Source organism: Pseudoalteromonas sp. PSi26 (assembly GCF_054960575.1).
The window spans coordinates 221,013-242,317 of the sequence record NZ_JBHNYT010000005.1 but is presented as its reverse complement, the minus strand read 5'-3'; the positions used below and the strand labels follow the sequence as shown (position 1 = coordinate 242,317).

15 protein-coding genes are annotated in these 21,305 nt (G+C 40.5%); 9 read left to right on the top strand and 6 right to left on the bottom strand.

The features are described from left to right. Positions 1-618: 618 nt before the first annotated feature. Together ACFI34_RS07635 and dgt are read right to left on the bottom strand one after the other, a co-directional pair. Positions 619-2,202, bottom strand: a complete 1,584-nt coding sequence (locus ACFI34_RS07635; RefSeq protein WP_462673032.1) for a cell surface protein — start codon at positions 2,200-2,202, stop codon at positions 619-621. A 168-nt stretch (positions 2,203-2,370) separates the two neighbouring features. Further along, a complete protein-coding gene (gene dgt, locus ACFI34_RS07630; protein WP_462673031.1) occupies positions 2,371-3,837 on the bottom strand; it encodes a dGTPase in 1,467 nt (488 codons plus the stop codon). A gap of 191 nt (positions 3,838-4,028) precedes the next feature. Here dgt and ACFI34_RS07625 point away from each other — a divergent pair, with 191 nt between their 5' ends. Then, on the top strand, positions 4,029-5,252 hold the full coding sequence (locus ACFI34_RS07625; RefSeq protein WP_462673030.1) for an alkaline phosphatase family protein: 1,224 nt from the start codon (positions 4,029-4,031) through the stop codon (positions 5,250-5,252). A gap of 76 nt (positions 5,253-5,328) precedes the next feature. Here the strand turns inward: ACFI34_RS07625 and ACFI34_RS07620 are convergent, their stop codons facing one another. Both ACFI34_RS07620 and ACFI34_RS07615 read right to left on the bottom strand, forming a co-directional pair. Then, the gene (locus ACFI34_RS07620; protein ID WP_006793508.1) at positions 5,329-6,072 is read right to left on the bottom strand and encodes a zinc-dependent metalloprotease family protein; all 744 of its coding nucleotides are present in this window, start codon (positions 6,070-6,072) and stop codon (positions 5,329-5,331) included. Between the two features lie 158 nt (positions 6,073-6,230). Continuing rightward, entirely contained in the window at positions 6,231-6,929 is a 699-nt protein-coding gene (locus tag ACFI34_RS07615) for a hypothetical protein (protein ID WP_462673029.1), read from the bottom strand. 354 nt (positions 6,930-7,283) lie between these two features. Here ACFI34_RS07615 and ACFI34_RS07610 point away from each other — a divergent pair, with 354 nt between their 5' ends. Then, the gene (locus tag ACFI34_RS07610; protein ID WP_462673028.1) at positions 7,284-8,441 is read left to right on the top strand and encodes a benzoate/H(+) symporter BenE family transporter; all 1,158 of its coding nucleotides are present in this window, start codon (positions 7,284-7,286) and stop codon (positions 8,439-8,441) included. A 627-nt stretch (positions 8,442-9,068) separates the two neighbouring features. Here the strand turns inward: ACFI34_RS07610 and hemH are convergent. Together hemH and nosR are read right to left on the bottom strand one after the other, a co-directional pair. Continuing rightward, complete coding sequence (gene hemH, locus ACFI34_RS07605; RefSeq protein WP_462673027.1) at positions 9,069-10,088, bottom strand: ferrochelatase; 1,020 nt, start codon at positions 10,086-10,088, stop codon at positions 9,069-9,071. Positions 10,089-10,162: 74 nt separating this feature from the next. Continuing rightward, the gene (gene nosR, locus ACFI34_RS07600; RefSeq protein WP_276755442.1) at positions 10,163-11,497 is read right to left on the bottom strand and encodes a response regulator c-di-GMP phosphodiesterase, NosR family; all 1,335 of its coding nucleotides are present in this window, start codon (positions 11,495-11,497) and stop codon (positions 10,163-10,165) included. A gap of 245 nt (positions 11,498-11,742) precedes the next feature. On the opposite strand from nosR, the gene ACFI34_RS07595 reads away from it, so the two are divergent. From ACFI34_RS07595 to ACFI34_RS07565, 7 genes are all read left to right on the top strand, one after another. Further along, positions 11,743-12,108, top strand: a complete 366-nt coding sequence (locus ACFI34_RS07595; RefSeq protein WP_462673026.1) for a response regulator — start codon at positions 11,743-11,745, stop codon at positions 12,106-12,108. Further along, the gene (locus tag ACFI34_RS07590; RefSeq protein WP_008133195.1) at positions 12,105-12,680 is read left to right on the top strand and encodes a chemotaxis protein CheX; all 576 of its coding nucleotides are present in this window, start codon (positions 12,105-12,107) and stop codon (positions 12,678-12,680) included. The genes ACFI34_RS07595 and ACFI34_RS07590 overlap by 4 nt, the downstream gene beginning before the upstream one ends. Further along, positions 12,680-13,963 (top strand): PAS domain-containing sensor histidine kinase, encoded by a 1,284-nt coding sequence (locus ACFI34_RS07585; protein ID WP_462673025.1) that lies wholly within the window; start codon positions 12,680-12,682, stop codon positions 13,961-13,963. Before ACFI34_RS07590 ends, ACFI34_RS07585 begins: the two co-directional genes overlap by 1 nt. A gap of 294 nt (positions 13,964-14,257) precedes the next feature. Beyond that, positions 14,258-16,267 carry an EAL domain-containing response regulator gene (locus ACFI34_RS07580; RefSeq protein WP_462673024.1) on the top strand — a complete coding sequence of 670 codons (2,010 nt, stop codon included), beginning with the start codon at positions 14,258-14,260 and terminating at the stop codon, positions 16,265-16,267. Then, positions 16,264-17,400 (top strand): HDOD domain-containing protein, encoded by a 1,137-nt coding sequence (locus ACFI34_RS07575; protein WP_462673023.1) that lies wholly within the window; start codon positions 16,264-16,266, stop codon positions 17,398-17,400. The genes ACFI34_RS07580 and ACFI34_RS07575 overlap by 4 nt, the downstream gene beginning before the upstream one ends. 106 nt (positions 17,401-17,506) lie before the next feature. Then, positions 17,507-18,418, top strand: a complete 912-nt coding sequence (locus tag ACFI34_RS07570; protein ID WP_462673022.1) for a sensor histidine kinase — start codon at positions 17,507-17,509, stop codon at positions 18,416-18,418. Positions 18,419-18,666: 248 nt separating this feature from the next. Continuing rightward, complete coding sequence (locus tag ACFI34_RS07565) at positions 18,667-21,207, top strand: TonB-dependent receptor plug domain-containing protein (protein ID WP_462673021.1); 2,541 nt, start codon at positions 18,667-18,669, stop codon at positions 21,205-21,207. The last annotated feature ends 98 nt before the right edge of the window (positions 21,208-21,305 follow it).

Sequence of the window (21,305 nt, the reverse complement as noted above, 5' to 3'; positions counted from 1 at the left end):
GCTCTTCTCCTTCACTTCTCGGTGGTGGAACAATCACTTTTACGAATAAATCAACTAAATGTAAAACGTTGGTATTAAACGAAAGCAAAGCACGTCTACAGGTTAATTTAACCTCTTTGTGAATAATGGGCTTTTAAGACCGTATTGCATAAAGAGAATAAATGAGAAGCAAATGAGGAGACAAAATGACAGGGTAATGTGATCTTTTATCACCACAGAGTACACCGAGGCGCTTTGCGCTACACAGAGTAAACACTAGTAATGTTAGTCACTTCTCCTGGTCTTCTCCTTCACTTCTCGGTGGTGAAACAATCACTTTTACGATTAAATCAACTAAATGTAAAACGTTGGTATTAAACGAAAGCAAAGTGCGTCTGCAGTTGAATTTAATCTCTTTGTGAATAATGGGCTTTTAAAACCGTATTGCACAAAGAGAACAAAATGAGGAGTAAATGAGAAGAGCAAAAACAATCCTAAATTTGGTTTTTACACGCCGAGTTTGCTCATGCAACTATGTCAGATCAATAAGCTCTGCCTCTAAAGCGCAGCGTCTCTTGACCTCTTTGTGATTAATGGGCTTTTAAGACCGTAATGCACAAAGAGTAGTGAGTTAGGTTGTTACTCTTTTGTTTGTAGCTTTTTGGCGCGTTCTTCTGCTTCTATTAATGCTTGTGATTTAGGGGCGCGTTGTTTTTTTTCTATTTTAGGTTTTTCGGCTGAGTTTGGGTCCCAACTTGCATCAAGCGATAGGTTGGCAAACGGGTTGCTGTTATCTGCTTTTTTAGGCTCATCTGTCGGCTCTTTAAGGTCGGGTTTTGGTTCAGGTGTGTTTTCTGGCGCTGGTGGCTCGGGCATGGTTTGTGCCGGCTCTACATTTCGTGGTTTTTTCTTTTTACCGGGCAGTGGCGCATTAGGGTCGAACGTACGTACTTCGGGCTCTTTAAAATCGTGTTCGGTTTTAATTGCAGGTACTTCTGGCTCAGGGCTGTCTAAATTAGTAGGTTTACTTATTGGCAGTGGCTCTGGTGTTTGCTCTGCGGGTTTTTCTGTGTGTGTTATGGGCTCTTTATTGTTTTCGACCGGCGTTACTTGTGCAGGCTCTGGTTTTACTGGGCTGTGCTTACGCTGTTTTTTGACAGGTTTTGCATCCGGATCAAAGTCGCGCACTTGGGGTTCGTTAAAGCTGCTGGCGTTTTTAATACGCGCTAATGTGTTTTTAGCTGCGGCTTCAAACTCAGCGGTATTAGGTTGTGGTTTTTCTTCGCTTGGTTTGTCATTAGTAACGGCGTCGTTAGTAGTGGCTTTTGGCTCTGCTGTTTCTGTAGCCGATTGCTCACTGGGTGCCGGTGTATTATGTGTGGTTTTTGGTTGCTGTTGCTCTGAGGTTACATTAGCTGTTTGTTTTTCGGCGCTTTGCGTATTTTGTGTTTGCGTATTTGCTGTTGTAACGGCTGCGCTGGCATTGCTTTGTTTTGCGCGGCGCAAACGAATGATCACCATTGCGCCAATAAGCACAACCAGCACCAATACAAAACTTGGTAATAATAACGAGCTAGGCTGCTCGCGCGCTGGTTGCGGGGCAATCACTGGCGCCGGTTTTATCACCGGCGCTACTGTTGGTTCTGGGTTTTGTATAACGGGTGCAGCTTGCTCTGTTGTTTTAATTGGCGTTGCTTTTTGTGTTTTTTCTGGTGCTTGTTCAGGTTTTTGAGTTGTTATTGGCTCTGCTAGTGTTTGGTCGGCAGCTGTGTTGTTAGGCTCGTTTTCTTCAACGAGGGTTGTTTGCGCCGACTCCATATTAATGGTTATTTCGCTTGCATTAGCGTCAATCATGTCGCTAATTTGCTGTTTTTGCTCATCGGTTAAGTTAAGTGTTTTTTCGTCAATTAGCCCATCGGTGGTTTGGTTGGTGGGCTCAATAACCGGAGCAGGTTGCACATTGTTTGGTTGTGGTTGGGTTACTATTACGCTTGGCTCTGGCTCTTTTACTACTGGTTTAGACTGAGTAAGTACTTGCTTAGGTTTGTTGCAATGTTTTTTATAGTCACGCGCCGCTTTACGGTATTTTTCGCTTGTTTTGTTATTACTGTATTGCTGTACTTCTTGCTTTATAAGTATGCACATTGCTTCGTTATAAGCAGCGCTATTAACACTATAAAATAAGGCAAAACAAAGCGTCAGGCGTCTGAGTAAAGTGGTCATAAGGGCGGTTAGCGTTTAAACATTAATAAGTTGATTTTAAGCGTAAAATTAAAAATTATCTAGGGGAGTATTACGCTTAATGGCGGGCGAATATGGCTAAGCTTATTTGCTTTAATATTAAAGCTTAGCCTGGCGGTTATTAAATAGCGCTGAGTAAGCGCTATTTTATTAGCTTATTACCATTAGGCTGCGGTATTCGTCGTAGGCAAATTGGTCGGTCATGCCGCTAATGTAATCTTGAATTAACCGGCATCGGTAATAAAATTCGTAGGCTGCATAGTGGTCGGGCTCTTCTTGCATAGCGTCTATGGCATGTTGGTAGCTGTTTAGGTGCTTTTTAGAGAGCTTTTTAACAAGCCTTGATTCTATTAGTAGGCGTTTGTCGCCATTTAGGGCGCGTTTAAAGTCGTCGCTTGTTAATTGCAGTAGCGGTTTGTAGCTGTCGAGTAGGCCGTTAATGATTCTGTAGCCTTGTAGCTCAAGCTTTTCTACTTCTTTATCTGAAAACACATGCGCTTGGGCAACGTGTTTAAGCGTTTGTGTTACGGCGTGCAAGTGGCTTCGGTCTTCTAGTAGGGCATGGTTAAAGTCGCCGTGATAAATGGGTTCTATGTTTTCTATAAAGCGTTTTGCGGCATGGTTAACTAGCGGGTGCAGCAGGGCTACACGCAGGTATATAAAAAATTCACTATTAAAGTTATACGGTTGTGCTTTGCCACGCTCTAGTGCGTAGTTTACCGCTTTGCTAACAAAGTCTTGGTGTTCGGTGTCGTCAATGGTTAGGTTTATAAGTACTTTTTGATAGTGATTTTTAAGTACGGTGCACAGTAGCTCAATGGTTATTATGCCTTTTTCTACGGCGTCTTCTATGTCGGCTAGGCAGTACGATATATCGTCGGCGGCTTCCATTATGTAACTGGCCGGATGGCGACAGTAGGGCTCTATGGTTAACTCGTTTTGTAATGCTTCAATAAAGGCTTTTTCGCTGTAGTAGTAGCCTACTTTTTTCATTAAGTAGTTTTTATTTTGGGGTATGTCTTTTATATCAAGCCCTGCTGGGCGGGTGTATTTTAAAATACCTGCACTTTGGCTGTAGGTTAGGTTTAGGGTTTGCAACGAGTGAATAATACGCATGCCTTGGGCGTTGCCTTCAAAGTTGCAAATGTCTTGCGCTAGGTGCTTAAAAATAACCCCTATGCCGGTGTTTGGCTCGCGACATCGCTCGGGAGTTACACTGGCTAAATTAGTATTAAACCAGTGGTTTATTGCGGCTTCGCCAAAGTGGCCAAAAGGTGGGTTGCCAATGTCGTGCATTAGGCAAGCCATTTCTACTAGGCTTTCGAGTGGGCGTTCTAGGTCGGTTAAGCCATAATCTTTTTGTTGCTCAAAGCTTAGGTTGGCAAAAATACGCTGTACAATAAAGCGGCCAACTTGTTGCACTTCAAGGGAGTGGGTTAGCCTTGACCGCACAGCGGCATTTCGCTCAAGCGGAAATACTTGTGTTTTTTGTTGTAAGCGACGAATAGCGGCGCTGTTCATTATGCGACCACGGTCGCTTTCAAGCGCCATTTGTAAATTAGAGGTGGTTCGGTACATGCGCGCGGGGGTTATTTTTTTACTAAAGTCGATAGTCATCGGTGTCCTTGTTTGGTGTTGACGACTGGCAAAGTAAGTGCGCGGTGTCATTCTTTTTTAATACTTACTTGTTAATATATACATCTAGACGAGTTAGGTACAGGTGCTTGTATCATTTAAGGGCCAGCAATTGTATTATAAATCTATATTTTTCAGTATTTAACGCATTTTAATGTAGGCGAGTATTTATAATGAAGTATGTGTTTTTAAAGGTAATGATATTGGCATCTTTGGTGCTAACTAGCCATTTAGCATTTGCGGCAAAAGAGCAAACAGTAGTGCTTGTGTCGATTGACGGTTTTAGATGGGACTACATTGAAAAACACGGTGCACCTAATTTAAAAGCCATGGCTGATAAAGGCGTAAGAGCACAAAAGTTAATACCGGTTTACCCCACTAAAACGTTTCCTAATCATATTTCTATTGTGACTGGGTTATTGCCAGTAAATCACGGCATTGTTGATAACAAATTTTGCGACAAAGCGCGTAATAACGAATGTTACAGCATGGGTAAAGCATTAGGCGACAGTACGTGGGTTAAAGGCATTCCGCTGTGGAACTTAGCTAAAATGCAGGGGCTTAAGTCGGCGGCGTATTTTTGGCCTGAGTCGGATGCGAGGTTTAATGGTATGACTCCCGACTATTTTTATCATTATTCTAAACATAGTGAGTACCAAGGCCGGGTTGACCAAATTATTCAGTGGTTGAGCTTACCTAAGGCGCAGCGCCCTCGCTTTGTTGCGAGTTATTTTTCGTTAGTCGATAGCATGGGGCACGAATTTGGCCCCGATGCGCCACAAACACGTGATGCAGTTAAACAGCTCGATACGTTAATGGGGCAGTTGCAAGCGCGTTTAAATAAATTAGAACAAGATGTGAATTTAGTGATTGTGTCGGACCATGGTATGGCGGTTGTTGACCCTGATAAAAGCATTTTGTTAAACACGTTACCTAGTGATGACGGTTTTATAGTTAAAAACACGGGGCCTCGCTTACTTATTTATGCAAAACCCGAAACCAGCCCAGCTAACATCGCCAATTACAAAAAACGCTTACGCGACGCGGCAAAAGGCCGCTATGCAGTATTAACCGATGAGCAGTTGGCTGGGTATCATTATAATAAAGGGAGCCGTGTGGGCGATATTATAGTGCAAACTAACGCGCCTGCTGTATTTACCAGTAAGGGTAAATCGACGTATGTTGGCACACACGGTTACGCTTACACAGACGACATGGCAGCCACGTTTATTGCCACTGGGCCTGCATTTAAACAAGGTGTAAGCCTTAAAAAAGTAAATAACCTCGACATTTACCCAGTGCTTGCAAAAGTAATGGGCTTAAAGCTATTAAATAAGGTAGATGGCGATGGTAAAACGTTAATGCCGGCTATTAAGCAAAAAGTTGTTGTGCATTAAAAAGAGCGCATAACGCGCTCCAAAGGGACTAACAAAATAACGTAAGCGGGCATTACATATGCCCGCTTTTACTATTTTACTTAAAGTTAGCAATACTTGTTTTTGTTGCCGTTACCGTGCGAATTGCGTATGCCTGGTTAGTAATACCGTAAGGAATACCGTTTACGCTCCAATTTGGGTTAGAGAAGTAATCGTACTGTGTTGCGCTACCAAATACTTGTGGGTACGCCATGATACTTGCAAACTCGTTTTGTACACCGTGGCCCATGCCGTCAGTGTAAACACCACCCGACGTATCACCTTGTTTACGTGAATGCGCTAAGCCTTGGTTATGGCCTAGCTCGTGTACAAATGTGCTTGCACCACAGTCAATCGCTGTAATTGAGTACATACGATCGCTCATAGAGCTGTAAAGGTTGCCGTTTGTACCTTGTCCAACCCATGCTAAACCACATGAAATTAAGCCAGCACCTGCACTTTGACCCATACCTAGCACTGCTACCATATCGGCTTTCCAGCCTGTGCGCAGGTTATCTACGTAGCTGCTGTTTGTTACTGCATTAAGCCAATCTTCTGATGGGGTAATTGCGTAGTCGCCTAAGTTTTGCGAACCCACTAAACGCAGCGTAATATCTACGCCATTTTGGCTGTAAACTTGATTACTAAATGCAATAAGCTGGTTAATTTTTGTATTAATATTGCTGGTTGCTGCAGCCGATTGGTCGGTATATAAAATACCAATATCGATCGTTTCTGCTTGAGCTGTGCTTGCAGCGCACAATGCAGCTGCTACTGCTGTTTTGATGATTACATTCTTCATTGTTGTATTTCCTTACTTTTGTAGTGGTTAATATAGTTATTATTAAATTTTGCTTAAGCATAACGAGCACGCTTAAGCAGCCATTTAATGGGGCTTAATATAAAAAATTAGGTAATAGCAATCCGCGATAGTATTTAATTAAGCGGGCGGAATAGTGGTTAGCCGTCGGTTTTAGGAGCAAACATATCGGCAGTGTTATCGGTTTTTGGTTGTGGGGTACTTACGTCGTGCTCAATATGGCTTTTATATAAGTCGCGTTTAGCTGCTATCCAGCCGTATTGGCCTTTGCTTTCAAATACGTAGTTTCCAGAAGGCGCAGTAAATTGGCCGTATATAGCGTCTTTCCCAACGGTAAGTACCGTGTTGTGCATACGTCCGTCAACGCCGAGTACTTTTCCAAAAATACTTTTGTCACCATTTGCTGACTCAATAACGTTAGTGACTTCGGCTGTATAAGTTTCGGTTGTTTGTGGAATAGCTAAATCAAAGTTTTCGCCTGTTTTTAGTGCTTGTAAAGTGGCTAGATCAAACTCTATGTAGGCTTCGTTATTAAGGTCGGTAGGCAGTACTTTGGCATTTGTAAGCACTACTTTTGCACGATCAGATAAGCGGTTTACCGCGTCAAAGCTTTCAAATGGGGCTGTTTGTTCTATTTTGGGTGTGGCTTTTATAGGGTCTTTACTCATATCAATAGGCGCTGGCGCTTTGTTTGTGCGTGTTTTTTGCAGATCAACAGGCACAAAATCGATCGCTATTGGGGCAATAGGCTCTTTGGCTTTATTGGTATCGATTACTAATTTATAAATGGCAAATGCGAGTACAGCAGTAGCAACGGCAGCAATGATTAAACGCTTCATTTGTTTCTCTTTTGGTGTTTTTGGTTAACTATTTGTTACGTTTTATACTAAGTGGGTGATTAGATCAAGTTTGTTTTTATAGTATTAATGTATTGCTTTTTGATTTTTTAAGTTGTTGTAAAGTAATGATTAGCTCGTTTTTAGTACATTTTAGGTATTGCTTTTTGTAGGTTTTATGCGGTCTGTGGCTCTTTTATAGGTACTTCTTTATTTTTTAAAGTGCAACAATTTAAGGGCTCAAAATTTTTTAAAATAAAAATGAAAATAATTCACGATTCTTACACTAATAGCCAATTGCAATGTGAAATTGCGCAACGTATGTTGTGTGCATAAAAATAAATGCAAGAGGGATTTATGACGTTTTCAGATCAATTACTTAACCGAGCAACCGCTGGATTAGTGGCAGTGATTATTGGTTTTGCAAGTTCTATTGCATTAATTTATCAGGTTGTGATCACCCTGGGGGGAACGCCTGATTTAGTTGCTAGCTGGATTTTAATGCTAGGTTTAGTAATGGGAGCAACCTCAATTGGTTTATCTTACTATTACAAAGTTCCTGTTTTAATTGCATGGTCGACCACTGGGGCTGCTTTGCTTATATCAAGCGCACAGGGGTATAACTTGAACGAAGCCGTTGGGGCATTTATGTTTGCCGCGTTGTTGGTTTTTTTGTCGGGGATTACGGGATGGTTTGAAAAAATAATGAACCGAATACCCAGTGAGCTTGCCTGTGCTATGTTGGCGGGTGTGCTGGTTACTTTTGGTATAGATGTATTTAATTTTATGAACGATATGCCCTTAGTTATAGGGTTAATGGTATTGGTTTATTTTGTGGGTAAGCGCTTTTTTGCGCGCTTTGCGATGTTAAGTGTATTGATTGTTGGTGTGTTATTAGCGTGGCAATTTGGCTACATAGATACCAGTGCGTTACAGTGGAAAATGAGTCACTTTACCTATATTGCGCCTTCGTTTAATTTACAAGCCTGTATAAGCATTGGTTTACCTTTATATATTGTGACAATGACCTCTCAAAATCTGCCAGGTATTGCTGTGTTAAAGGCGCATAATTACAAAGCGCCTATTTCGGCATCGCTTAATGTGACGGGGCTGGTAAATGTACTTTGTGCGCCATTTGGAGCGTATTCAATTAATTTAGCTGCTATTACGGCGGCTATTTGTATGAGTGATGAGGCTGATAAAAACCCGGATAAACGCTATTGGGCAAGTATTGCGGGCGGTGTGTTTTATATTTTAATGGCGTTGTGTGCTGCAACTTTAGTCGGTTTGGTGGCAAGTTTGCCGCAGGCACTTATTTTGGCGTTAGCGGGTATCGCTTTGTTTGGCACTATTGCTAATAGTTTGCAGCAGGCGTTAACGGGTTCGCAATATACTGAGGCTGCAATAGTGACGTTTTTGGTGACGGCGTCTGATTTAACGATGTTTTCAGTAGGATCTGCTTTTTGGGGAATTATTGCGGGAGTGTGCACCGTGATGATCACTCGCAAGGGTTAATGATGGTGGGTTACTTAAAAGCGCAGCGTCTCTTGACCTCTTTGTGAATAATGGACTTTCAAAACTGTAATGCACAAAGAGGAGTGAATGAGGAGTAAATGAGAAGAGCAAAGCTACTTGATTTAAGTTATTGGTTTTAATAACGAGTCACTTAATTACTACTCTAAAAGCGCAGCGTCTCTTACCCTCTTTGTGATCAATTGGCTTTTAAAACTGTAATGCACAAAGAGGAGTGAATGAGAAGTAAATGAGCCGAGCAATACCAATGTTTAGTTTGTTTTTGTAGACGTAGAGCTTGCTCACGTTAGAAGCGGCAGCTTCTTGTTATTTAAAAATAAATATTACCACAGAGCACACCGAGGCGCTTTGCGCTACACAGAGTTAAAAAGTAGTTATTAGTCACTTCTCGGTGTTAAGTTAGTTACGTTTACGAATAAATCGACTAAATGTAAAAGCGTTGCTTTTAAACGCCAGCAAGCTGCGCGTCTACAGGTAAATTCAGCCATGGCATTGTAAATGATGGGCTTTTCACTAACTCTAAAAGCGCAGCGTCTCTTACCCTCTTTGTGAATAATGGGCGTAAAAAAAGGCGTTAATATTAACGCCTTGTTTATTATATTGAGTTGATTACAGCATCGGTTTTAGCACATCAAATATGGCTTCAATGTGGTCGTCTCTGTCGTTTAAAGCTGGGATGTATCGGTATTTTTCGCCGCCTGCTTCTTCAAATATTTCGCGGTTTTCGCCTTCTAACTCTTCAAGAGTTTCGAGGCAGTCGGCGCTGAAAGCTGGGCTTATAATTGCAACGTCTTTAATTCCTTCAGCTGGCAGGCTTTCTAGTGTTGCGTCGGTATAAGGCTTTAACCACTCTGCTTTACCAAATCGGCTTTGAAAAGTGCTAATGACATTGTCTTTATCAAGGCCAAGCTTTTCAACAACAAGTCGCGTTGTTTGCAAGCATAGACAATGGTACGGGTCGCCATTGTCTAAAAATAGTTTTGGCATACCGTGGTACGAAAAAACAATTTTTTGCGGCATCCCATTGGCTGCTAGATCTTCGCTTATGCTATTAGCTAACGATTCAATATAAGTGGTGTTTTTGTGATAGCCGTTTATAAAGTGAAGCTCTGGCACCCAGCGCCATTTGCGCAGCACGCTTGATACAGCGTCAAATGTAGACCCTGTTGTAGGGCTTGAATACTGCGGATACATTGGCATGATAATTATGCGTGTAAGGCCTTTGTCTCTTAGCTCTTCAAGGCCTGCTTCTATTGAAGGATTGCCGTAGCGCATTGCCATAACAACCTCGGTGTTTGTGTAGCCTTTTTGCTTTAACAATGTGTTGAGCTTTTCGCTTTGCTGGCGCGTAATGTGCGTGAGGGGTGACCCGTTTTTTGTCCAAATGCTCTTGTATAACTTTGCTGAACGTTTTGGACGTACTCGCAGAATAATGCCATGTAATATGATCATCCAAACAAGGCGTGGTATTTCTACTATGCGTGGGTCAGATAAAAACTCGCGTAAGTAAATACGTAGTGCCGCAGCCGTTGGGGCGTCTGGGCTCCCTAAATTAGTAAGTAGTATTCCCGTTTTTTGATTAAAACGCCCGTCGTGGGGATTGTCGGTTACGGCAGAAAATCGCGACACGTTGTGCTCCTTCAAGCAATGTTATATGTATATTTTAGGCCTATTGTAACGAAAAAAAGCCTGCTTTAGATCAATCATTTAGCGCTTTTAATCATAATTCTAAAGGGGGTTGGTTTTTTTGCTTCAAGCTGTTGTAGCTTTTCAATTGATTTACGGCTAAACACGTGGCCTTTAGGTAATAACATAATGCCAGTGTGACTTTGTATCGAGTTCCCTAATACCATATTTTCTTTAAGCTCTTGAGCATTACAAATAGTGACCGAACCCGCTGTGCTTTTCTTCTCTTTCATTTTGTTGTGGCTGGCTTCAAGTGCTCGCACAATTTTTGGATGATAAAACGTACCGCTGTAAAGTTTTATAGTGTCGAGTGCGTGCTGGTGGTGTTCGGCCTCGTTGTCGCCCACACTTTGCTCATAAGCTTCCCAATAATCACGTGCAACGCTTAATACCATGGCGCCAATGGGTATTTCGTTACCCGAAAGCCCTTTTGGTAACCCGTTGCCGTTATAGCGCTCATATTGATAGTAAATAGCATCAGATACATCGTGTAAATGCAGTGCAGGCATAAGCATTAGTTGCGCGGTGCTTGGGTGTGTGTAAAAGGTTTTGCGTTGTGCTTCGGTTAGTTTATTCACTGGTTTTTTATAAAGATCGGGGTCCATGGCTAGCAATCCTATTTGTGCTAGGTAACCCGCAGTTGGCGCAAGTTCGATACTTTTTTGTGATGCATTTAAATACAAGGCAATATGAGTACAGGTATTGGCAATGTTTTGTGCTCTGTTGCCATCGAGATAAGGGTTTGCATTAATAAAATTATAAAGCAGCTCTACAGTAGATTTATGCTCGTTTTTTTCTCGTTCATTTGCTTTTTCAAGCTGCCTGAGCACTTGTTTTATTTGCTTTGTGCGCTTTTCTACTCTGAGTTCTAACGACTGATTCAGTTCGGTTAATTGCGCATTTTGTTTTTTGACATGTGCTTGAAGTAGTTCGTTGTGCTTTTTTAAGCGAAACTTTTCAACTGCTGATTTTATAACACTAATTAAGTGATCGTTTTGCCATGGCTTTTGAATATAGGCGTTAATCCCCCCATCGTTTACTGCGCTAACCGTTGACTCTAGATCAGAATAGCCGGTTAATAAAATACGTTGTGTATCAGGGGCTAGCTTTTTTGCTTTTGCTAAAAACTCTGCGCCGCTCATTTTGGGCATACGCATATCACTTATGACCACATCAAACTGTGTGGCTGACATTTTTTGAAGTGCGTCGTGTCCGTCGGTCGATACAACCACATTAAATTTGTTCATCCGTAATAGTCGTACAAGTGACTTTAAAACACTTGCCTCGTCGTCTAGGCATAAAATGTGGGCAGGTCTGTTGTTAAATTCTTCTAGTTCAGAGGTTTTTTGCATAAAAGTAAAGCCAGCCAAATCTGATATACGGTTAAATTTAGTCTAACCTCGGCTTATAAACAACTGAATTGGCAGATTTTATTAACCACAACAAATTTTATTAATGCGTGAATTTAAAATGCATAAAAAAACAATAAAAACCCAGCGTAAAAAGCGAATTTTTAGGCTATTTTTTTGCAGAAATTACTAATTACTTCTACTCTAAAACAGAAGGTTACGTACTAATATTGTATAGCGAGGACTGTATGCCAATACCGGTTACAATAGCTGATGACTCAGCACTTTCAAGAAAAACAATTAAACGCGCACTTCCTGAAGATTGGGATATTACGATTCACGAAGCTAAAAATGGAGTTGAAGCGCTAGACGCTGTGCATGCTGGGTTAGCGGAGGTACTGTTTTTAGACTTGCAAATGCCACAAATGGATGGCTTTGAAGTGTTAAAAGAGCTGCATCAAGAGCATCAAAAAACCATTGTTATAGTCATTAGTGCAGATATTCAACCTGCAGCACAGGCGCTTGTTAGCTCTATGGGCGCTTTTAGGTTTTTACAAAAGCCTTTAAAAGCCGACCAATTACGCGAAACCTTGCTGGATGTTGGCTTATTATGATTGAAATAAACGAAGACGAGCGCGATGCGCTTCAAGAAATAATGAACATTTCTATGGGGCAAGCGGCCGATGCGCTTGCTCGACTGATTCAAACCAAAGTGTCTTTGTCTATTCCTGCTATTCAAGCAATGTCTCCTGAAGATTTTCAGGGAATGATTAATAGCCTTTCAAATAACTGGTTTGCCCGGCAGTCGTTCACAGGCACCATTCGTGGTGAAGTGATAATGAGCATGCACAAAGACGGTTGCAATGCGTTGGCTCAAGTGATGGATTTTGACTTACCGCTCGATGAAGCCGCAACAGAAGAACTTGTTTTAGAAATTACCAACATTTTATCTGCTGCTTGCTTACAAGGCTTTACCAGCCAGCTTGAGTTATCAACGCAATTAAATATGCCTGCGTTTTATTATCCGGTGCAATCTGCTCATAGTAATGAGTGGTCGTCTATTTTAATTATAGAAGTTGAATTTTTTATTGAGCAAATGCAATTTGATGCGCGCATACTCATTGGCTTAAGTGAAGGGTCTATAGAACAGCTGTTAATACCAATCAAAGCCTTATTGGAGGATTGATGGAAAAAAGCGAGTTTGAACGTGTCATTGATCAACTTCCTATTGGTGCCTGTATTATAAATCAGGATATGACAATCACTTTCGCTAACCCTACGTTTTTAGGTGGATTAACCATTCGCCAACCCGATTTAGTTGGCCAACCTCTATTAACTGTATTTGAAGAGCAAGCGCGTTTTTTAAAACGTAAAATTGACAGTGTATTTATTTTAAAAAACCCAAGCTTTAGTTACTGGCAACAACGCCCCCATGTATTCCCCATGCGAAGCAGTCGTCCTATTACCGGGGATGAGTCGCAAATGTACCAAAATGTGCAATTTATGCCGCTATCAAATGAAAATGCGGAGGTGACGCATGTCAGTATTTTTGTGACAGATGTAACCGCAGAGGCCAGTTATTTTATTCAGCAATCTGATTTAAAAAATGCGCTAGAAGACGAGCATCAACAATTAAAGGCACTGCATCAAGAGTTAAAAGTAGCGCAAAAGAAAATGCTCCAGTCAGAGAAAATGGCGTCTATAGGTCAGTTGGCTGCAGGGGTTGCACATGAAATTAATAACCCAATAGGGTTTGTGAGCTCAAACCTAGAAACACTCAAGGATTATGCGCTAAAACTAATAAAAACAACGCAGACACAAAAAAAAATCATTGTAAAACAGGCTGAGGATCGCTTTATAAAGTTACTTGAGGATGTATACGAACGCCAGGGTGTTGACTTTATACTAGAAGATTTACCAGAGCTACTCGATGAGTCGCTAGATGGCGCAGAGCGAGTTAAAAAAATTGTTAATAGCTTACGAGATTTTGCATTAAGCGATGAAGAAAGTTGGACAGAAGTAGACCTATGCGCCGAAATTGAATCTACGCTAGTTGTGCTTAAAAATGAGCTTAAATATAAAATTCAGGTTGAAAAAGACTTACCCCAAGAGCCGGTTTTTATAAAGGGTAAAGCTGGCAAAATAAGGCAGCTCTTATTTAATGTGATTTTAAATTCGTTGCAAGCTATGGACACTGGAGGAACGCTTACCATTGACTGTAAGCAACATGGCGACAAAATAACATTAATAATTAAAGATACTGGTGCCGGTATTGCAGAGTCTGACTTGGAACGCATTTTTGATCCGTTTTTTACAACCAAAGAAATTGGACAAGGAACGGGGTTAGGTTTGTCTGAGGTGTATACAATTATTGAGGAGCATGAGGCAGGTATAGATGTGTTGAGCAAAGAGGGGGAAGGCACTTGCTTTACGTTTGTGTTTAACACCTTTGAAGCGCCTTTAAATTAATCTAGTTAATGGCAATTTTTAGCCGTGCACATTAAGACCTTATACGTATTGCAGGTATTTATTAATATACGTTAGTATCTTTCTAGTTATATTGTATTGCTTTTTGTTGGGTTATTTAGTTTTTTAGGGTTGCTTTTTGATTTGTAAATAGCAAGCGATATTTTTGCAATAGGGTTATGTAAAAAAACATGTAAGTTATAGCCATAACAATTTAAATGACGATAAGTGCTTTATTCGCTGTCGTATTAGCCGTTTTAATCTTTATTTGAGATTAAATAACAATGGGAGCCAATAGTGGAACCTAGTATCCTTTTGGTTGATGATGAAGAAAATGTCTTACGCTCTTTAAAGCGCGTTTTAAAGCGCGCCGGCTTTAAACAAGTAGGGCTAGCGACTAGTGGACAACAAGCACTGGCTTACTTAAAAGTACATGATGTGTCGGTGATTATTACCGATTACAGAATGCCTAAAATGACAGGGGCCGACTTACTAAGAGAAACCAAAAAACATTGGCCAGATATAATAAACATAGTGCTTAGTGGTCATGCTGATTTTAATTCGGTTGTTGAGCTTCTTAATCAAGGGCTTGCGATTAAATTTTTACAAAAGCCATGGGGCGAAGGTGAGCTGGTTGACACAATTAAACAAGCACAAAGGCTGTATTGCAAACGCATTGCACAGCACGAGCGTGATCAACTACTACTTGGAAGCGTAACGGCACTTATTGAAATAAATGAGGAAGGCAAAATAACTCGCTTTAATGCCCCCGCCCAGACTATTTTCCCTGGATTATACAGCTATGTTGATGATTACATAACCAGTATAGATTCACAGCAAAACAAAACTGACTTAACGGCTTTTTTAAATAACAAAACCGACATGCTATTTATTGCTCGTAAATGTCCCGAGAGCGAAAAGGAATACGAGTTCATTTTGGAGCGATATTGGTCTGATGATTTTTGTCAGTTACTGAAGTTGTCGGTTAACCCGAGTAAATCGAGTAACAAATTTTTAATAGAAAGCTTTGGTGAGTTTCTTATTAAAGAGCCCGTTTTTTATCAACAGCTAAATGATTATGAAAGTGAAAATACCAGTTACACGGTTATTTTTATCGGTATTGCTAAATTTGAACTTATAGCGGATTTATTAGATTACCAAAGCGCTTACGAATTTACACATTTGCTTGCAAAAGTACTGCACAATACCTTTGGTGAGAAGGTAAAAATGTGTCAAAAGCACTCTAACCAGTTTATGCTATCTGTGCCTCACGCAAGTAACGATGCCACATTACTTGCCGCACTTAATAAAACAATGACCTTATTTACAGAGGCTATCCCCCAACGTTACAAAGGAATGAGTTTAGAGCTTTATGGTGTGTACGGCATTTTTCCTGACGATGTTTTAACGGGCAAAGAGTTAGTTAATCACCTTAGTTTGAATATGAACTACTTGGCTAAAAAACAGCAACGATTTTTTACCCGCTTTGATGCAGAGCTTGTGAATGACTACCGAAAAAACTTTGAGTTAAGCCGGTTACTTTTTAAAGCAATTGATAACGAAGAATTTAGTTTATGTTTTCAGCCTAAAATAGATTTAACAACACATAAAGTAAGTGGTGCCGAAGTGCTTATTCGTTGGTACGAACCAACAAAGTATGGGTGGGTGTCTCCTGGTTTATTTATACCTATTTCAGAATGCGATGGCCAAATTATTGCTATTAGCCGATTTGTCATTTCTCAAAGTTTTAAGCAGCTTAAAACTTGGCAAGAGCAAAAAGTTGAAGTAGGTAAACTCGCTATAAACCTTTCTGCTCGGCAAATTAAAGAAGACCCTGAATGGATAGACTTTATGCTAGCGCGCCTAAAAGAAAATGGCCTGTGTGCATCAAGTATTCAGTTTGAGCTTACAGAGACGTATTTAATGGATGACTTACACGAATGTCAGCTGCAAATAACAAGGCTACGCGACTTGGGTTTTGAAGTGCAAATTGACGATTTTGGCATTGGTTATTCATCGCTTGCGTATCTTTCTAAGTTATCTATTGATGCGATTAAATTAGATAAAGAGCTTATTAGTGGTTTGGACTCATCACTTGAAATGCAAAGCATGATCAGAAACATTGTGCGCATGTCGCATGATTTAAACCTTAAAGTAATTGCAGAAGGTGTTGAAACCGTGCACGAATGTAAGTTAGTTGAAAAGCTGGGGTGTGATTATATTCAAGGCTTTTATTTTTCTAAACCTTTGCATGCTGATGAGTTTTGTCGCTATTTAACGATTAAAAATAAGTGCGATACTCAATGAACTCAATGAACACAATGACCATAGTTTTATTTGACGACGAGCGTTTTATTTTAAAGGCTCTTCAAAGAACAATTAATCGAATTTACCCTGTTGCAGACGTAATTACGGTTACTGAGTTAGATGAGTTTTGGGCAGTCCTTAAAGAAAATAAAACCATTGATTTAGTCATAAGCGATTATTTAATGCCGCATATTAACGGACTTGATGTGTTAGAGCGCTGCTTAACTGAAAACCCGTACCCGGTTAGGGCGCTGCTAACAGGCGATTCATCGTTAACTTCAAAAATGCGGCAAAGTAACGTTGTGCATATGTACCTGGCAAAGCCATTTAATAAAGATAATTTAATCTTATTGTTTGAAAATGTTGCCGATTTAAAGGGGTTGCCATTTTCAGATACGATGAGACGCAAGTTAGGCTCAATGCCTAGTTTTCCTGTTTACCCTTTACTACTTAAAGAGCTTAACAACCTAATAAACAGTGACGATTTCGACTTGGCTAACGTTGCTGAAGTGGTAGCTAAAGAGCCAATTATTGTGGCTAAATTACTACAACTCGCTAACTCGGCTTACTTAGGGTTTACGCGTGAAACGAGTTCAATTGAAGAAGCGGTGTCTCGCCTTGGCACAACTATATTATTATCAATTAGTACATCGTTATTAGTAGCTCAGGACAGCCAAACACGTTTACCTGCGAGTGAGCATGAACAACATTTATCTCAAGCTACACATTACGCGAGCTGTGTTAAAAAATTTGCACAACATATAAAAATGAGTCAAAAAGAGCAGGCGCTGCTTTTTTCTGTTGCACTGTTAAGTTTTGTTGGCAAATTAATAAAGCTTGGAGGAGAAGAGCAAAGTGATTTAAGTGCAGAAGAGACGTTACCTGAAAACGGCATTTCTTATTTACACATTTCTGCTTATGTGATGAAACTTTGGGGTTATAGCTCTCAAGTGTGTTCATTAATTATAAACTCTAGCGAGCTTCAAGCGCCTGATGACAAGTTGGGTAATGTTTTGTTTATTGTTCAGCAAAAGCTTTTGTATAAACAATCTAACGAGGCTTTGATTCCTTTTTGCCAACATCATGGTGTTGATTCATCAATTTATGAAGCAATTGGCACTTTTGATTGGTGAGAAATCAAATCGGTCATTACTTTTGTTTACATTAATAAAGCTACTTAGGTTGCGTGTTTATAATTTGCGAACTAAATATTAAAGCAATAGCTATAGGGATTCTGGCATGAATGAAGTAGAAAGTAATTTAGAGAGTGCACTTTTAGACGAGCAGGTAAAACGTAAACAGCTCGAAAAGCAAATCAGCGAAAAAGAAGCCGAACTAACTCGTTATAAAAAAATGTTAGTGCAGAGTACTAAAATGGCGACTTTAGGTACTTTGAGCGTTGACGCAGCTTCAGAAATAAACACGCCTTTACTGAAAGCTATTGGTACTGTTGATAGCTTTAATTATTCGAGCCCAATTATCACCTCAGTATTAAATATAAGTGAGCAATACTTAAACGGTGAGCTAAAAGAAAGCCAGTTTAAACACGAGCTTGATTTGCTTAATTTACAACACCCATTTGCTTGGATCAGCAATGATTTATCACCAAGAATAAAAGAAAGTGCCAGCACCCTAAAGCAGGTTAATTATTGTGTTCAAAACTTGCTAAACTTTATGGACTCTAATGAGCACCACGCAATGCAACTTGTTAACATGGCTGATGTTGCTAACAATATACTGCGTTTACTCGAAAGCCAGCTTAAATTATGTGCAGTTAATACTCACTTTGAAAATACCTCCCCGATATATTGCAATTTAGCATCAATTAATCAGCTATTTGTTAATCTACTCCTTAATGCCAGAGATGCATGCGAGCATAACGACACTAAAGGGTGCATTGTTGATGTGAGCATTTTTGAAAAAGATAATTATATTTGTGTTGAGATAAAAGATAATGGCTGTGGTATGTCAAACCAGGTTCAAGAGCAGATGTTTGACCCTTTTTTCACAACTAAAGAGGTGGGTAAAAATACAGGTATGGGGCTCACGCTTGTGCAATCAATTATGCAAGAACATGCAGGAAAGGTGCGCGTTAATAGTATTTTAGATACAGGTACATCCATTTCATGCTTATTTCCCTTAAAAGTATAACTTTGTATATAAATACCCTTTGTAAATAAGGTGTTAATTATTTGCTTTATAATTTCAATTCTTTATTAGCTTTAATTTTAATCGTTTTGAGGTTGTTTTTTCTTTAGTTGAATTTAATTTGCATATTTAGGTCATAAATTTAAATTTTTTCATTTCTTTTTGCTTGTATATGTTGCTAGGATGTTCCTCATTGGCGATACACAATCGCTATATAAATTATAAGAACACACATAAACAGGGTCGTCACTATGTCAACATATCGTTTAAATACACTTGCAGCGTCAGTTGCGTTTGCAGTATGCGCACCAGGCGTTGTAAATGCACAAGAAGCTCCCGTTCAAGCTGTCAAAAATATTGAGCAAATATCTGTTTTAGGTTCACGAGTCTCAAATCGCACATCAACCGAGTCATCTTCGCCAATAGATTTAATAGACTCGGATGATTTAAATAAAGGCGGTTATACTGAGCTTGGCCAAAGCTTACAAGCAACAGCCCCTTCATTTAACTTTTCGCGTACGCAGGTCTCTGATGGTTCTGACTTATTTAGACCCGCGACCTTACGTGGTTTACAACCCGATCAAACACTTGTATTGGTTAACGGCAAGCGCCGTCATAATCAATCTATTTTTGGCCTGAATGGGACGGTTGGTGCAGGTGCTGCGGGTACCGATATGAACGCAATTCCGTTAACTGCGCTTAAAGGTGTTGAAGTACTGCGCGATGGCGCAGCGGCAAAATATGGCTCTGATGCAATAGCGGGTGTAATCAATTTATCACTTAATAATTCAACAGGTGTAACAACGGGCTTTGTTCAGTATGGCGGCACAAGCGAAGGCGATGGCGATACGGTTACTGCAGGCTTAAACCGTGGTTTTGAGTTAGGTAATGAAGGCGGTTTTATTAATTTATCACTGGAGTATCGAGATGCCGACGGGACTAACCGTGCAGAGCGCGATACGGGTGGTTCATTAAATGTAGCACCTGGAACGCTTTCAGAGGATGTTCGCTGGGGACAGGGTAACGCTGATAGCGAATTTACATCACTGTTTTATAATATGGCACTGCCTGTTGGCGATAGCGAGCTTTACTCGTTTGGTGGTTACTCAGAACGTAGCGCGTTGGGTAATGGTTTTTATCGTAACTTTAACGAAGCGTCTAAAAACGTGACTCAAGTATACAGTGATGGCTTTTTACCGCGTATATACAATGAAGCTCAAGATCTTTCATTTGCAATAGGGTTTAAAGGCGACATAAACCCTGATTGGACTTACGATGTGTCGGCTGTATATGGTGAAAACCAATACGACTTTACCTCGCGTAATACCTTAAATGCGTCATACGCTGCCGAGTATTTATTTAATAACCCTGAAGCAAGCGATGCTGATATTGCAGCTAATGCAGGCCCAACAGGTGGCTATTCAGGTGGATTTAGATTTGATCAAACTACATTTAATGCCGATTTTAACGGCATTGTAGATATTGGTCGCAGTGAACCATTATACGTAACTATTGGCGCAGAATACCGTAAAGAAAATTACGAAATAGTACCAGGCAGCCAAGCGTCGTATGCCTGTGGTTTAGCTAATACTGACACTTCATACCCTTCAGTTAATGATGAAAACCAATTTGCGCAGTGTGGATTTCAGGCTTACAACGGCCTACGCCCAGAAGCGGCAAACGAGAGCGATCGTAATAGTTATGCCGTATTTGTTGATGTAGAAACGATGATCACAGATGCATGGAACGTTAGTGGTGCACTTCGCTTTGAAGACTTTTCAGATGCGGGTGACGATTTAATAGGTAAACTAGCGACACGTTACGAGTTTAATGATGACTTTGCTGTTCGTGGTGCGGTATCAACTGGCTTCAGAGCGCCTTCGCTTCAGCAAAGCGGTTATACTGCGTTTACAACCAACCTAGGGTCGGATGGCTCGTTAACTCAGTCGTTTACTGCTAACACAGGTACGGCATTTCCGAGTGCGTTAGGGGTTGACACTTTAGAGCTTGAAACTTCAACTAACTACAGCGCGGGGTTTGTTTACGATGTAAGCAGCGAGCTTTCACTTACAGTTGACTTTTACCGTGTGGAAATTAAAGACCGCATAACGTTAGGAAGTTTGTTATCGGCTGACGACGTCTCGTTTAGTCCAGACGCGCTTGCTGCGCTTCAAGCTACAGGTGCGGTACAGGCTAATTACTTCTCGAACTCCGTTGATTCTACTACGCAAGGTGTTGATATTATTGCTTCATACCGTACTGAAATTGACGGTGCTAATTTGGGTGTTACGTTCGCTGGTAATCTGAGCGACACTAAAATTGATGACGTTAATGCTGAAGAAGGTATTCCAGAAGCGGTTGCCTTTGATGACTTACAACGTAGCTTTTTTACTGATGGGCAGCCAAGTGAACGTGCAACACTGACATTTGATTATGCGCGCGACGCATATACTTCAACGCTTCGTTTTAACTACTTTGGCGAAACCGATGTAAAATATTTTGGTAACGACCATATTTCATTACCCGGTCAACTTTCGCCAACGGGGTCGTTTAAACCAACAAGTACAGTTGAATCAGCAGTGTTGGTTGATGTAAACGTAAGTTATGACATTAATGAGATGTTTACGCTTTCGGTTGGTGCCGACAACGTATTTGATGAAACACCTAATGAGTTGGGTGACGACGAAGTGCTAAACTTTATCACCAATGGTGCGTTTAAATATCCTGTACGTGCATTGCCTTATGGTTTTGACGGGCGTACTTACTACGCAAAAGTAAGCTTTGAATTTTAATTACTTGAGCTAAAAACTATTTAACCTGAACTCTGGTTAAGAGATATACCAACAAATTTTATCATGATGATATTTAAGCTTATTTCTCTAGCCAGAGG